Below are 14,131 nucleotides of genomic sequence, written 5' to 3'. Positions count from 1 at the left end.
TAATGTACCTTATTAACGGCGTGGGAACTATCGACTTATCTTAAATATAGCTTACATTACAGTTAAGCTCTTGTTCGCATCTACGTTCGCTAATCTACTGCGAAGAATGGCCCCCACAATCATTTTTTGCATATTTTTCCTGATACATGTTACTGTATAACTGAACAAAGGAGTGAACCTATGGAGACTATTCTAATCATAGAGGATGATACCAAGCTGGCAGCCTTACTGAGCACCTATCTATCAAAATATGAATTCCGTACGATTATAGTAGAAGATTTCAATAGGGTAATGGAGACTTTTAATGAGAGTTCCCCCAATCTTGTTCTGCTGGATGCTAACCTTCCCAGATACGACGGCTTCTACTGGTGTCGCCAGATTCGTACAGCCTCACTCTGTCCAATCTTATTCATATCCGCACGTGACAGCGGATTTGATCAGGTGATGGCACTGGAGAACGGCGGTGACGATTACATCACTAAGCCCTTTCATAATGAAGTTGTGCTTGCCAAAATCCGCAGTCATTTACGCCGAGCGTACGGCTCTTACTCACAGCAGCATGAGGAACGAAAAGTCCAATCGGGCGATCTAATCCTTTATCCTGAACGATATGTAATCCAATATAATGGACAAACTAGCGAACTTACGCAAAAGGAGGCGATTTTACTGGAGGGGCTGTTGCTTAAGGAAGGAAGAGTTGTTAACCGCGAGCGGCTGCTTGATCTTATGTGGGAGGATCAGCATTTTATAGATGATAATACACTAAATGTCTATATAACCCGTGTACGAAGGAAACTTATGAACATCGGACTAGGTAACGTTGTAGAAACGGTAAGAGGCGCCGGCTACCGGCTGAATGCCTTCAAGGATATGTAATGAGATTATTCTGGAAGGATCAGCTTCCATTGCTGCTGTTCTATCTTCTACAGATGCTGCTCGTCCCGTCACTATACTGGCTGACTGGCGAGGACAGACCCCTCTCCATTATGCTATATGGAATAGTACTTAGTACTGTTGTACTCCTGCTCTATCTAGGCTATCGATACGTTCAATACCGGAAATTGTACGTGGCATTATGCAATCCCACGAGCCTGGCACATGAGCATCTTGTTTCTCTGGGAGAAGCTCCTCTTTCCGAAGCCATCCATGAGCTACTGCAGCTGATCGATCGCCAGTATCAAGAAGAGGTGAATACACAGGTACGCCGGATGGACCATCACGTCGTGTTCATGAACCGCTGGGTACATCAAATGAAGACACCACTCTCTGTTATTCAGCTTACACTGCAGGATCTTGAGGATGAGGCTGCTGGGAGTATTCAAGAGGAACTGGAGCGGCTACGCAAAGGGCTGGAAATGGTGATCTATACTTCCCGGCTCGACCGATTTGAAGAGGATTTCCAGGTAGAGCCGTTACTTCTGCGCAAGGCAGTAAACGAGGCTATAGCCGAGAATCGTAAACTTTTTATCCGCCGAAGCATTAAAGCAGATATACAAGTAGATGCTAATTTCGCCGTATATAGCGATGCCAAATGGCTGATGTTTATTTTGGGCCAAATCCTAACCAATGCTGTGAATTATACCACTGGCACCGGCAAGCGTGTTACAATCTCAGCTCAGTGTGTAGGCTCCGATATAATCTTGGATATTACCGATCAAGGCATCGGTATTTCTCCAGAAGATCTTAAACGGGTATTTAATCCATACTTTACAGGTGAACGCGGACGACAGTATCATGAATCAACAGGCATGGGATTGTACCTTGTTCAAGAAGTCTGTAAAAGACTTGGACACAAGGTAGAACTTCAATCAAAGCTCAGTGAAGGAACTACTGTCCGGCTCTCTTTTAGCAATAGTATCCACCTAAGTAATGACTTCGGAGGGTGAAGGAATGAATCCAATAAATGCTTTAGAAGTTAAAGGACTTAACAAGGTTTATCCCGGAAAAGTAACGACTCGTGCCCTCACCGATATTCATCTTAGCATTGAAAGTGGTGAATTTGTCGGAATTATGGGCCCCTCCGGCAGCGGAAAAACGACATTGCTTAACATGGTATCCACGATCGACAAGCCCACTTCAGGTGAAGTGAATGTCAACGGCTGTAATCCCTATCTTCTGAATAAAGAGGAGCTTGCCCATTTTCGCCGCCGACAGCTCGGTTTTATATTTCAGGACTTTAACCTTCTGGAGACGTTAACAGTGGCCGAAAACATTGTGCTTCCCTTAACGTTGGATAATCCCAAACTAGCCAAAATGGAATCCTTGCTGCAAAAAGTCGCAGAACGTTTGAACATCACTGATATTCTGAATAAACGCACCTATGAAATATCCGGTGGACAGCGACAGTGTACAGCGATTGCCCGGGCAATCATCACTTCACCAGCAATCATACTGGCCGACGAACCGACAGGATCGCTCGACTCCAATTCCTCACGAGTAGTGATGAAATCGCTAGAGGATATTAACCGCAAAGAAGGAACTACTCTATTGCTAGTAACGCATGATCCGCTGTCAGCCAGCTACTGCAAACGAATTATTTTCATTAAAGACGGCAAACTGGCAACTGAAATTTATCGCGGCGATAATCGTCAAATTTTCTTTCAAAAAATAATCAACACACTTTCATTTTGGGGAGGAAACAGCCACGAACTTTCCTCAATTCGCGTTTAAGAACGAATGGCGTAATTTACGAGCTTCATTTGTTTTTCCTAAGAAATGGATCATACTTGCTTCATATGTGGTATGCATTGGAGTCCGCACTGTTCAGCCGTCGATACATCAGCTTTTGCAAATACCGTAATAACCCGGCCCGCTGCAAACGGAATCCGGGTTAACCATATCAACCTTTCATTATACAGCCCTACGAGCCGAGCCGTTCACCGCCCCACTACAGCCCGCCCTTAATAAGCTCCCCGGCCACTTTCAGCAGCTGCTCCTTACTCAGCACCCGGTCGCCCCAGGAATTCAGCTGGATATAGGCATCCTTCGGCTCATTGTACCATGTCAGGTAAAAAAACGACTTTGGCTGGTAATCAATATAATTGTAGATGACTTCCCTGCCCTCTACTTTGATTTTCTCCGCCTTATCTGCGGGCTTCTGTGGAACCGTCATGTTACCGCCGTTCATCATAAACGCCGAGAGATTGATGAAAGATCCGCCTTTCCTATATTGTGCATTCAGCGAGCCGGTTTCAGTCCAGGGCATCACCTTCATAAATAAATTACGCGTCTTATCCTTTTTGGCTTCCCCGATCAATTCGTTCAATGCCTGCTGATAGACCGGGTCGTTATCTATTACATCCTTGGTTGGATACAGGGGCTGTACTTCGCCGTATTTAAAATCATACCCTCCGGCAGTCTCCGGAAAAATAAACGGTGAGCTCTTAGCCTTCATCAGATCAAGGAATGCGGAATACTCAGTGATCCGCTGCTGCTTATGTGTAAACTGCAGCTTGCTTCCTGTACCCTCAGAGATTGGCTCACCTCTAACAAAATACACAAGCTGCTCACCCGGCTTGGCAAAATTCATCAGCTTCTGCTCATACTTGTAAAAAGAAGATATCCCCTTCGCTAACCGTTCCTCTTCTGTTTCCGTGTTAACAAAATGCTGCACCTTAACCTCTCCCGCCTTGTTGCGGATCTGAATATACTCTGTGGCTGCATAGGCTGATGCTGCAATCAGCAGCGTTACAACAAGCATACCTGAGGTGGCGGCTGTTTTACCGGCAAATCGGATTCCGCTGCGTCTCCGTACCGGCTCCATTTCCCGTATCCGCGTCATGACCTGATCAGTCACATTTATGCCCGGCAGCAGCTCCTCATGAACTGCAGCTCCCTTTATATCTTGGTGCCCGCTATGGGTTCCGGCTCGTTCCAAAGGATCTCCTCCTCCTCAGTCTTCATCGTATTCCTGACCTTCCGCTTGATCCGTTCCATCCGCTTATGCAGCGCATTGGGACTGCTGCCGAGAATCTGCCCCATCTCCTGAAAGGTCAGCTCCTCAAACACCCGCAGCACCAGAATATTCCGTTCCTCCGGTGTCAGCGACCCGAGTGCCGCTCCCAGACCCGGGCTGAATATCCGCGCCTCCATCTGCTGCTCCGCGCCTATGCTTACCGTCTCCGGCCTGAACAGGCGCAGGATGCGCTGCTGCATCCGCCGCCGGCGCAGCAGATTCAGACAATGATTGCCTGCAATCCGGTACAGCCATGCGGAGAAGCTAACCTCCTGCCTGTACCTTCCGATAGACTGGTAGGCTTTGACCAGAATGTCCTGTACCGCATCCTCCGCATCCTGCCGGTTACCGAGCATACGGCAGCAATAACGGTACAGCGGCTGCTGAAACTGTCCGACGATCCAGGCATAGATTTCCCGGTTGCCCTGCTGGACCTGCGCGACTACAGCCTCCACCTGCTCCTTATCATGCAAATGCTCCTGTGACGTTGCCAGCACCTCCTTTCCATGTATATCTCTATAACACCTGGCCTCTCCAAAAAGTGCCTGTCTCCGGCAAATTATTTTCAGCTATGTAAATGGAACTTAATCATCCGTTTCATCCTGATCCTTTTGTCTGCCCCTGCTATAGCATTTCGACCGCCTGCTCGCCAGTCCTCCCCCGCAGTATGAACATGCCAAAAAGAGATACCCGCCTCCGCATAAAACGGAGGCAAATATCTCTCTTCCGGGCTGCTTTACAGGCAGCCTTCTTTTTGTCTGTATCTTTCTTAAGCCGACATGTTGCTGTATATGGTTAAGCCGTATGCCGCGAAGGCTTCAGGCTCATTCCCTTGTCTCTTGCCCGTCTTTGTCCCGGTGCTTTCAGGGAAACCGCAATGAGGCAGGCCAGAATGCACAGCAGACCGATGATGATAAAGGTAGGCTTGAATCCGCCGAGCAGCGCTGCAATGAACGAACCGGACAATGCGCCGATTCCAAACCCCTGATAGATAACACCGTAGTTCTTGCTGTGGTTCTTCAGTCCGAAGAAATCGCTGACGATTGCCGGAAAGATGGTGATGTTGCCTCCAAAGCAGAAGGCAATGGCAGCTACACAGATGAAGAACAGGCCGTAGTTTAAGGCAGCGTAGCTGAGGGTAAACATTGCTGCTGCTGTTACAGCCAGGGTGATGCTCAGCAGCTTCAGCCGGCTCATCCGGTCGGACAGGGCCCCGAGAATCAAACGTCCGGCTGTGTTAAAGATAGCGATCATCGCTACGGCATTAGCTGCTGCAGCTACATCCAGACCAGCCAGCGTAACGCCGATGTCCTTTACAATACCGATCAGGTAAAGGCCGCTCATGCAGGCCGTGAAAAAGATGACGAACAGCAGATAAGCTTCCTTCGTGCGCAGCATTTCTTTTACCGTATAGTCTTTGGCCGGTATTACTGCACCGCCTGCAGCCGCCGACCTGCCGGAGACAGCCTTTGTGCCCGCCGGAGCTGCAGCTGGAGCTTCCCTCACCAGCATCGAACCGATGACGATCATGATCATCACGATGATGCCCCAGTACAGAAAAGCACCGGATACCCCCTGGGACTCAATCAGACTGCCGTTGATATATTTGAAGATCAGGCTGCCCGTTCCGTAAGCCCCGACGGAAACTCCGGAGATCAGCCCTTTATTCTTAGGGAACCATTTAATCAGATTGGACAGCGAGGTAATATAAGCTGTACCATCCGCATAACCCACTACTACGCCAGCCAGCAGATAAAACATCGGCAGGGAGCTGGCCTGCGAGCTCAGAATCAGGCCAAGCCCCAGCATAATCCCGGCGGCAGCGGTCAGTCTGCGGAGGCCGAACCGGTCCTGCAGCTTCCCCGCGAACAGTGTCGCGAAGGCCAGGGCAAAGCTGGTAATGGAAAAGGTTATGGAAACAGAGCTGAGCTCCCAGCCGAACTTGCTGACAAGCTGTGCATTGAACAGGCTCCATGTATAAATCGTACCCAGTCCCATTTGCATGATTACTGTACCTAGAACGATAAGCCATTTTTTATTGCCTGGCATAGCCTTAGTCATAGATGATTCCTTCTTTCTCTCTGAAGTCGCTTGAGGTCTTCTTTGCCTCCTCATTGTAGCGAAATAACGCTTTCTTGAGAGAAATCCGGAATGAGATGACAGTAACGGGGAATGAACTGCCGCTAGAGTCGCATGATCTGCCTGAATTCCTTCACCTTGCCGCGGCTTACAGGCACTTCAGCATCCAGATCACGCAGCCGCAGCAGATAAGTATTGTTGAACCAGGGGATGATTTCCTTAATCTTGGACAGATTCACAAGATAGGAGCGGTGGCAGCGGAAAAAGCGGTCCTGCGGCAGCCGGCTATGAAACTCGCTGATGCTTAGAGCCATGCTGTATTCCTCACCCTTGGTGATCACACTCGTCGTTTTCTCCTGCGCCGAAGCATAATAAATCTCGTCGGCATCGACGACGATGATCTTTTCATTGTTCCACAGGTTCACTTTATCGCTGAGCTTCGTACGCTCTTCTTCTCCTTGCCGCCCGCGCGCCGCAAACGCCCCCTCCAGCTTCTGCAGCATCGCCTTGATCCGTGTTTCGCTGTAAGGCTTCAGAATGTAGTCAAAGGCCTCGATCTCAAACGCCTCGGCGGCATGCTCCTTGTACGCGGTAATGAACACAATATAGGGCTTAACGGAGAACCGGCTGATATTCTGGGCCAGCAGCACGCCGTCAATCGAGGGAATGTTAATATCGAGGAAAATGACATCGACCTCTTCAGTCTGCAGATATTTCAGCGCATCCAGCCCGTCCTCAAATTCGGCTGCGATCCTGATGCTGCTGTGCGCTCCGATCAGAAAAGCCAGCTCCTGCCTGGCCAGTACTTCATCCTCTACAATTATCGCTCTCATCGCTGCTCCTTTTTGACGTCAAAATAAATATCCGTCCCTTTATCCAGCCTGTGGATGGTCAGACCCTGGCCATAAATCAGCTTCACCCGCTGGTGTACATTGTACAGTCCGATTTTGTTATCCGGCATATTGCCGCTGTAGACCCGCTCAATCGTTTCCTCACTGATTCCGGCACCGGTATCGGCAATGCCGACCCGCACTGCCTTACCCAGGTCTTTTACCGAAATCGTTACTGTACCTTGGCCCCGCGACTTCAGAATACCGTGTACAATTGCGTTTTCCACCAGCGGCTGGATGATCAGGCTTGGAATCCGCACCTCGACCTCGTCGATATCATACTCCACCGCCAGCCGGCTGCCAAAACGCGCCTTCTCAATCTCCACATACTGCTGCACCTGCTGCAGCTCACGCCGGATATCAATGAATTCGCCCGAAAGCTCGAGATTGTAGCGCATATACCCGGACAGATTGACAATGAGCTCCCGCGCCTTATCGGGATCAATGCGGATTGACGAGGCAATCGCATTCAGCGCATTAAACAGAAAGTGGGGGTTGATGCTGGTCTGCAGTGCCTTCAGCTCCGCCTTGTTAGCCATCTCCTTGATCCCTTCGACCCGCGACACCTCCATCAGCGTTGAGATCATCTGCGAAAGACCGACGGCCATGGCCTGCAGGGAATAGGTGATTTTGTGGGCTTTGGTGTAATAAATTTTCAGTGCTCCGGTCACTTCACCCTTCTCCTTAAGCGGAATGATGATCAGCGAGCGGATCGCCCGGTTCATATATTCCGTATCATCATCACGGATGGTGATCTCTCCGCTGCTGATCGTTTTCTTCGTCTCTTCGCTGATAATTTCGTCCGTCTCGGTATAATACTCCTCCCCGACGCCGACATAAGCACGGATGTGGCCGGTATCGGTAATGGCTACAGCGTCAGCCCCGATATCGTCCTTGATAATTTCACAGATCTTCCTCAGCGACCGGGGGTTAATGTTGCGGAAATACGGAAGCGTCTTGTTCGCAATATCCAGCGCCAGCTTGGACTGCTTCGCGGCGATCCGTTCCTTCTCCCCTTCTACACTCTGCACCAGCATAACAATGAACCCGACACAAATCTGACCGGCAATCATCGGAAAAGCAATCTTTGACACAATGTCCGCACCAAGCGAAGCCGGGTTCGCCATCACCAGGATCAGCACCATCGTCAGCGCTTCACAGATCATACCGGCCAGAATACCGGCAATCCAGCGTTTGTCCGGCGAAGTACGGCGGTAGATCACACCGGACACCACTCCGGCTGTAATACTTGTAATCAGGCAGGGCACCGAAGTCACACCGCCGATATCTATCAGAAACCGGTGCACCCCGGAGATCAGGCCGGTAATCATCCCTACCCAGGGTCCGAATAGAATCCCGCCGGCTACGATGGCAATAATCCGCACGTTCACCAGCGACCCTTCCACATTAATCCCCGTATACGTCCCCAAAATGGCAAACAGGCTGAATACCACGGTCACCATAGCCAGTTCCTGCGGAGCATAAGCTCCTTTTATAAAAATCTCCTTAAACCGCGGCAGCCGGGTCAGCACAAACAGACACATCAGCAGCAGCGCCGCCCGCTCGAACAATTGCAGCAGAATCGTCAGGTTATAATGCACAATTACGCCTCCCATGGTCAATCTAAAGGTACATTATAGAGTGTGCCCTTCCTCTTAGCAATCTGCCGCCGCAGTCATCCGGCATATCCTCCTGACGTAGTAAGCCTTATAATAAAAGGATTGCTGCCGGGAGCCCGAACTGCTCTTTGCCGGCTAAACAAGAATACGGAGGTGTGTTTGGTTTGCGTATTACGAACGAGCAGGAGCTGCTGCAGGCTGTAAAAGAAGACCGCTGGATGATGGAGGTACTGGCTGCTGTACGCACCCTTGGACTGCCGGACTGCTGGGTCTGCGCCGGATTTGTGCGCTCCAAGGTATGGGATATTCAGCATGGTTTCCGCAGCAGAACCCCGCTTGCCGACGTGGATGTTATCTACTATGATCCGGCTGATCTGCGCGAGGAGACGGAAAAGCATCTGGAAGTCCGGCTGCGGGAGATCGACGGTGCCACTCCCTGGTCCGTGAAGAACCAGGCCAGGATGCATACGGTTAACGGTCTGGCACCTTATACCTCCTCAACGGACGGAATGGCCCATTTTCCGGAAACCGCTACTGCGCTTGGACTGGCTCTCAGTGCAGAGGAGGATCTGATTCTGTCTGCGCCTCATGGCATACAGGATGTCATTCATCTGGTAGTCCGGCCGTCTCCCCACTTCACAGCAACCCCTAAGCTTCAAAGCGTCTACGGGCAAAGGGTTGCCAAAAAGAACTGGCCGGCGGTTTGGCCTCAGCTGCAGATTGTTCCTCCATCCGGGGATTAGCCGCTTGATTCATAACCTCATGCTCAATCATGAACAAGCAGCCGGCCCTCGAGTAGGGCCGGCTGCGCTTGTATAGCTATCCTCCGGTTATGTCCGTCCTTGGCGCACTGCTGATATTATCGGCCGGTCACTTAACTGTGCCCCGATTCCGCCTATACCGCCAGGTCGATTCCGACTACACCGACCGTCTCCCCCCGGGCATTCTTGATTGCCCGGGAGAGCGTAATACACGAGCGTTTGGTAATCGCTGAGACATACGGCAAGGAGACATATTCCCCTTCATTGACTGCCCCGCTATACCATTCCCTGCGCTTCGCATTCATCAGTCCGGCCGCCGGCTCGGAGAAAATAAACGTGCCGTCCGTCCGGTTCGACCAGATGGCCTGTACCTCCGGCACCCGTTGCATGCAGGCAGTAAGCACGCTGCCATGGCTTGCCGGATCCGGCATGTACAGCTCCTGCCTGGCGGCAAGCTCCTGCAGCACGCTTTGCATTTCCTGCAGCCGGGCTGTGTACTGTTCTGTCCCGGCAGCTCCGCGGCCGGCAATCCGGGTCACCGACTGCTGCAGAGCCTGCGACTCGCTCAGCAGGCTGGCGCTGATCTCATTCAACTGGCTGATCTGCGACCGCTGCCTTGTCACCTGCTCCAGGGTCAGATCTACCCCGGCGATGGTTTCATTCACGATGCCGACCGCACCGCTCAGCTCACCTGTCGCCGCTCCAATCAGGCTGCCCTGTCTGGAGGCCGCATCAACCGTATCCGTCACGGCAGTCCCGACCTCTTCGATTCTTGCCGACACATCGGACAGCCGGAGCTTCACTGTAGCTACCTCATGTACACCTTGAGAGACCGCCTTTTGCTCTTTAACCACAGACTCCAGCACCTGCCGGACGCTGTTATTGATGTCCTGGAGCACCTCTGACGAGCGCTCCACCGAGCTTCTGCTCTGATCCGCCAGCTGCCTGATCCGGGCGGCCACCACGGCAAACCCCCGGCCCTGTTCTCCGGCCCTCGCCGCTTCAATTGAAGCATTGAGCGCCAGCAAAGAGGTCTCATTTACAATCCCGACAATGAGGGAGTTAATCTCCTCTACTATAGCGATATGGCCGCTGAGGGCCGTGAATTTATCCAGCATATCCCCGCTTCTCTCTTGAAGCTCAGCCATAACCCCGTCCGTATTTTCAAGCGAGCTGACCATTTCCGCCGTCCGCTGGCGCGCATCCTGCATTCCGGTGCCCAGCCGCTCTGTCAGAGCTTTGATGTGGGCTGTCATTTCAGCCACAGCGCCCATTGTCGCAAAAGCACCCTCAATATTGGCTTTGGCTTCATTACTGCGTGTCTGCAAATCCACCTCATAGGCATGTGAATAATCAGCTGTCTGCTGCAGGCCCTCAGTATGACGGCTGATTTCTTCCAGCGCCCCATGCAGCTTGTCCGAGGTAACAACAATCTCATTGCCAAGCCCCTCGATCTGCTCCCGAGCCTCTTCAAGCAGCCTGTCTCTATAAATCCCACTGCGGTATGTATGCCACGCGAGTCCGCCAAGCGCCGCCATCAGCACCAGGTATACCAGCTTATGCAGCCCATTCATGTCAATCCACAACCCGTATAGACCAACTGCCAGTAACAGCAGCACAACCAGTACATGTTTACTCCGGTAAACCCGCATTTTCCGCTTCCACTCCACTCCATCATGTTATGTATTCTAACATTATATCAGCGTAGTTAAATAAAGGAAGTACTTTCATCACAAAATCCCGTTAAAAAAGGCTGCCCTTACGCAATAGTTCTGCGATAGGACAGCACGGTGGCAGTCAGTCTATACTATACGTGTGCCGCTACCCGTTCCAGCATGCCGCGGGCAATCCACACTCCCGCAGCACCGGCCTGGGCCAGTCCGCGGGTAATGCCTGCACCGTCTCCGCCGCAGTACAGTCCGGAAATTTCCGTTTCCAGCTGCACTGTCAGCTTCGGACGGGCCGAATAGAATTTTGCCTCCACGCCGTAAAACAATGTATGTTCAGAGGCAATGCCCGGAGTTACCTTTTCCAGTGCCTCGACCATTTCAATCAGACTCTTCATGGTGATGTATGGCAGTACGAGGCCAAGATCGCCCGGAACCGCCTCTTTCAGCGTCGGCTCCAGGAACCCTTCTTTGATCCGGGTCTCTGTGGAGCGGCGGCCGCGCAGGATATCCCCGTATTTCTGGACAATGACACCGCCATTCGACAAATCGTTAGCCCGCTTGCAGATTTCCCGGGCATATTCATTCGGCTTATCAAACGGCTCTGTAAAGGTATGGGACACCAGCAGCGCGAAGTTCGTATTCTTCGAGCCAAGCGCCGGGTCTTTATAGGAGTGTCCGTTGGCCGCCATTACCCCGCTGTGATTTTCTACGACCACATGGCCGGACGGATTGCTGCAGAATGTCCGGACACGGGTACCCACTGAGGTATTGAATACAAATTTACCTTCATACAAGTGTTCATTGATCTCGCGCATTACTACATCGGATGTTTCAACTCTGACACCGACATCGACCTGATTGTTGTACATTTTGAGCCGGCGCTTCTTCAGCACGTCAGTCAGCCAGGCGGAGCCGTCACGGCCCGGGGCAATCATGACTTGATCCGCTTCATGGATATCCCCGTTCTTGAGCTCAATGCCCGTAATCCGGTGGCTGCCGTTTTCCTTAACGGTTATAATGTCCTGCACCTCGGTCTTGAACTGCATATCAATCCGAGTCTTCAGGTATTCATATATGGATTTAAGAATCTCCAGGTTCTGTTCAGTACCCAGATGCCGCACCTGCGCCCGCAGAAGCTTGAGTCCGGCGGCGTAGCCGCGCTGCTCGATACTCCGGATGCTGTCAGTTGTCGGATCGGTAATGGCCGGGGTTGCACCATGCTCCAGATTGATGGCATCCACATATTCGATCAGCTCCAGCACCTTGGACGGTGCCAGATAGTCGGTCATCCAACCGCCAAATTCAGTCGTGATATTAAATTTCCCGTCGCTGTAAGCTCCCGCTCCCCCGAAACCGGCAGTAATGGAGCAGGCAGGCAGACAGCCTGCGAACTCCTTGCGGCCCGAAGCAGGCGGGCAGAGCTTGATTTTTTCCTCCAGGATCGGGCAACTGCGGCGGTAAATGTCATGGCCTTTATCCACAAGCAATATCTTCAGGCCAGGGGCCCTACGGGTCAGTTCATAACAGGCGAATATGCCGGCCGGGCCGGCACCTACAACAATCACATCATATTTACTCATCTGTTCTCTTATTCCTCCCAGGAAGAAACGCTGCGTTCTCAGCCGCCGTTTCTGCGATTTTATAGCGCAACACACAAAAAATCCCGGCTCTTCACAGGTATGCAAAATGCACCCTATTCGTAGCCAGGAATTTACGGTTCCCTGTAGAAACCCCCAAACCTTATCTCCGGGGATATACGAACAGCTTCACTTATTATATGAGCTAATAGGAATTTTACAGAAAACAGGCGAATGTGTCAATAGTTTTTCTCGATTATAATTCGTGTTTTAATCAAATATATAGATTATAGTAAATTAAAAAAGCAAAAATCACACTAAAACACGAACATTATATTGTTCACAGTAGATGGAAGGATCGAAGAGATATTTGTCGAATATATAGTTATATTGCCACTGGAAATGAGGAAATGTTTATGCACATCCCACCGCCACCTCCTCGCCAAAGCTACTGGAACCGGGTACTCCTCAATACCTTCTGGATGGTTCTCCTGGTATGTTTGGCTAGTCAGCTTTTCATCTCACTATCCATGTGGGGCCATAGACCTGAATTCACCGACAGACAATATTTCGTAACCCATGTATTGATACCGGACTCCTTCATCCTTGTTCTGATCCTCACTCTGGAGGCAATCTACAGGTGGAAGCCGGCATTCTCGGAATTCTCGATTGTTGTCGCAAGTCATATCTACGCTATCCTGATTATCACCAATCTCAGTACCGAGTACGAGGTCAAGCCGCTTATCATGCTTCTTCCGCTGCTTGTATCTATGATCTATCTCAAAAGCAGCTATATGAAGGCATCCTCGCTGATCTGTCTGCTCTACACCGTCATGCTGTTCATGAATACACCTGTCTACGAATATACGATGCGGATTCAGCATATTATTATTGCACTGATTTTTGCCGGCACCGCACTGGCCGGTTTCGGAGTGATCGGCCGCGGCCGGGATCTTATGCGGTCCCTTCAGGATTCAGTGAAGGCAGAGCAGGATCTGCGCATTCAGAATATCATCATGGACCGGCTGTCCAAGATTGATCCGCTGACCGATTTGTATAATCACAAAACGTTTCACGAATATCTCGGCTGGCTGATTGATCATCAGCAGAATAACCCTTTTCCGATGCAGCTGGCTGTCCTGGATATCGACAATTTCAAGAAAGTGAATGACCAGTACGGGCACTGGGTGGGCGATATTGTGCTCAAGCAGGTAGCCGCCGTAGTGCTGAAGCATATCGGCACCGATGATTTCGCCGCCCGGTATGGAGGAGAGGAATTCGTAGTCATTCTGACCGCCAAGCAGATGAAGGAAGCACAGGAGATCATGGAGCGAATTCTGACAGGTATAGCCGGCATGCCGATTGAAGAAATGAACGGCGGATCTGTGACTGTCAGTATCGGCATGCATGAGTTTTCGGTCTCCGATACGAAGAGCTACACCTTTCAGCAGGCAGACGACGCCTTGTACGAAGCCAAGAAGACGGGGAAAAACAAGATCGTCCTGAAATAACCCCTGTATTACAACAAAACGGATCTGCCTAAGACACGCAGATCCGTTTTGTTCTGTTCACCCCCGGGA

The 14,131-nt window shown here is 51.0% G+C and carries 12 protein-coding genes and 1 riboswitch; of the genes, 5 read left to right on the top strand and 7 right to left on the bottom strand.

What is annotated here, in order from left to right; genetic code table 11:
• Positions 1-180 precede the first annotated feature (180 nt).
• From M2108_RS09980 to M2108_RS09970, 3 genes are read left to right on the top strand one after another with little or no spacing between them, the layout of a single operon-like run.
• Positions 181-876, top strand: coding sequence for a response regulator transcription factor (locus tag M2108_RS09980; RefSeq protein ID WP_277468942.1), 696 nt, complete (start codon positions 181-183; stop codon positions 874-876).
• Positions 876-1,886 (top strand): sensor histidine kinase, encoded by a 1,011-nt coding sequence (locus M2108_RS09975; protein WP_277468941.1) that lies wholly within the window; start codon positions 876-878, stop codon positions 1,884-1,886. Before M2108_RS09980 ends, M2108_RS09975 begins: the two co-directional genes overlap by 1 nt.
• A gap of 13 nt (positions 1,887-1,899) precedes the next feature.
• Entirely contained in the window at positions 1,900-2,670 is a 771-nt protein-coding gene (locus M2108_RS09970; RefSeq protein ID WP_277469008.1) for an ABC transporter ATP-binding protein, read from the top strand.
• A gap of 217 nt (positions 2,671-2,887) precedes the next feature.
• Here the strand turns inward: M2108_RS09970 and M2108_RS09965 are convergent, their stop codons facing one another.
• From M2108_RS09965 to M2108_RS09945, 5 genes are all read right to left on the bottom strand, one after another.
• Positions 2,888-3,877 (bottom strand): hypothetical protein, encoded by a 990-nt coding sequence (locus tag M2108_RS09965; RefSeq protein WP_277468940.1) that lies wholly within the window; start codon positions 3,875-3,877, stop codon positions 2,888-2,890.
• Positions 3,838-4,452, bottom strand: coding sequence for an RNA polymerase sigma factor (locus tag M2108_RS09960; protein WP_277547213.1), 615 nt, complete (start codon positions 4,450-4,452; stop codon positions 3,838-3,840). The genes M2108_RS09965 and M2108_RS09960 overlap by 40 nt, the downstream gene beginning before the upstream one ends.
• Positions 4,453-4,750: 298 nt before the next feature.
• Positions 4,751-6,016, bottom strand: a complete 1,266-nt coding sequence (locus M2108_RS09955; protein ID WP_277468938.1) for an L-lactate MFS transporter — start codon at positions 6,014-6,016, stop codon at positions 4,751-4,753.
• 122 nt (positions 6,017-6,138) lie between these two features.
• Positions 6,139-6,867 carry a LytR/AlgR family response regulator transcription factor gene (locus M2108_RS09950; protein WP_277468937.1) on the bottom strand — a complete coding sequence of 243 codons (729 nt, stop codon included), beginning with the start codon at positions 6,865-6,867 and terminating at the stop codon, positions 6,139-6,141.
• Positions 6,864-8,540: a LytS/YhcK type 5TM receptor domain-containing protein gene (locus tag M2108_RS09945; protein ID WP_481856884.1), complete on the bottom strand. Its 1,677-nt coding sequence runs from the start codon at positions 8,538-8,540 to the stop codon at positions 6,864-6,866. Before M2108_RS09945 ends, M2108_RS09950 begins: the two co-directional genes overlap by 4 nt.
• A 167-nt stretch (positions 8,541-8,707) precedes the next feature.
• On the opposite strand from M2108_RS09945, the gene M2108_RS09940 reads away from it, so the two are divergent.
• Positions 8,708-9,286, top strand: a complete 579-nt coding sequence (locus tag M2108_RS09940) for a nucleotidyltransferase family protein (protein WP_277469007.1) — start codon at positions 8,708-8,710, stop codon at positions 9,284-9,286.
• A 152-nt stretch (positions 9,287-9,438) separates the two neighbouring features.
• On the opposite strand, the gene M2108_RS09935 is transcribed toward M2108_RS09940, so the two are convergent.
• Positions 9,439-10,956, bottom strand: coding sequence for a methyl-accepting chemotaxis protein (locus tag M2108_RS09935; RefSeq protein WP_280776994.1), 1,518 nt, complete (start codon positions 10,954-10,956; stop codon positions 9,439-9,441).
• A 155-nt stretch (positions 10,957-11,111) separates the two neighbouring features.
• Positions 11,112-12,554 carry an NAD(P)/FAD-dependent oxidoreductase gene (locus M2108_RS09930; RefSeq protein ID WP_277468934.1) on the bottom strand — a complete coding sequence of 481 codons (1,443 nt, stop codon included), beginning with the start codon at positions 12,552-12,554 and terminating at the stop codon, positions 11,112-11,114.
• A 100-nt stretch (positions 12,555-12,654) separates the two neighbouring features.
• A riboswitch (purine riboswitch) is annotated at positions 12,655-12,754 on the bottom strand.
• Between the two features lie 297 nt (positions 12,755-13,051).
• On the opposite strand from M2108_RS09930, the gene M2108_RS09925 reads away from it, so the two are divergent.
• On the top strand, positions 13,052-14,062 hold the full coding sequence (locus M2108_RS09925; protein WP_277506151.1) for a GGDEF domain-containing protein: 1,011 nt from the start codon (positions 13,052-13,054) through the stop codon (positions 14,060-14,062).
• The last annotated feature ends 69 nt before the right edge of the window (positions 14,063-14,131 follow it).

The sequence above is a fragment of the Paenibacillus sp. PastM-3 genome, from assembly GCF_029893965.1.
Taxonomy (GTDB): Bacteria; Bacillota; Bacilli; order Paenibacillales; family Paenibacillaceae; genus Paenibacillus_AQ.
This window is presented reverse-complemented; position numbering and strand designations above follow the sequence as displayed.

Coding starts and splice junctions, on each gene's coding strand:
- M2108_RS09975 (WP_277468941.1), top strand. CDS start 876: ATGAGATTATTCTGGAAGGATCAGCTTCCATTGCTGCTGTTCTATCTT.
- M2108_RS09980 (WP_277468942.1), top strand. CDS start 181: ATGGAGACTATTCTAATCATAGAGGATGATACCAAGCTGGCAGCCTTA.
- M2108_RS09930 (WP_277468934.1), bottom strand. CDS start 12,554: ATGAGTAAATATGATGTGATTGTTGTAGGTGCCGGCCCGGCCGGCATA.
- M2108_RS09955 (WP_277468938.1), bottom strand. CDS start 6,016: ATGACTAAGGCTATGCCAGGCAATAAAAAATGGCTTATCGTTCTAGGT.
- M2108_RS09945 (WP_481856884.1), bottom strand. CDS start 8,540: ATGGGAGGCGTAATTGTGCATTATAACCTGACGATTCTGCTGCAATTG.
- M2108_RS09950 (WP_277468937.1), bottom strand. CDS start 6,867: ATGAGAGCGATAATTGTAGAGGATGAAGTACTGGCCAGGCAGGAGCTG.
- M2108_RS09935 (WP_280776994.1), bottom strand. CDS start 10,956: ATGCGGGTTTACCGGAGTAAACATGTACTGGTTGTGCTGCTGTTACTG.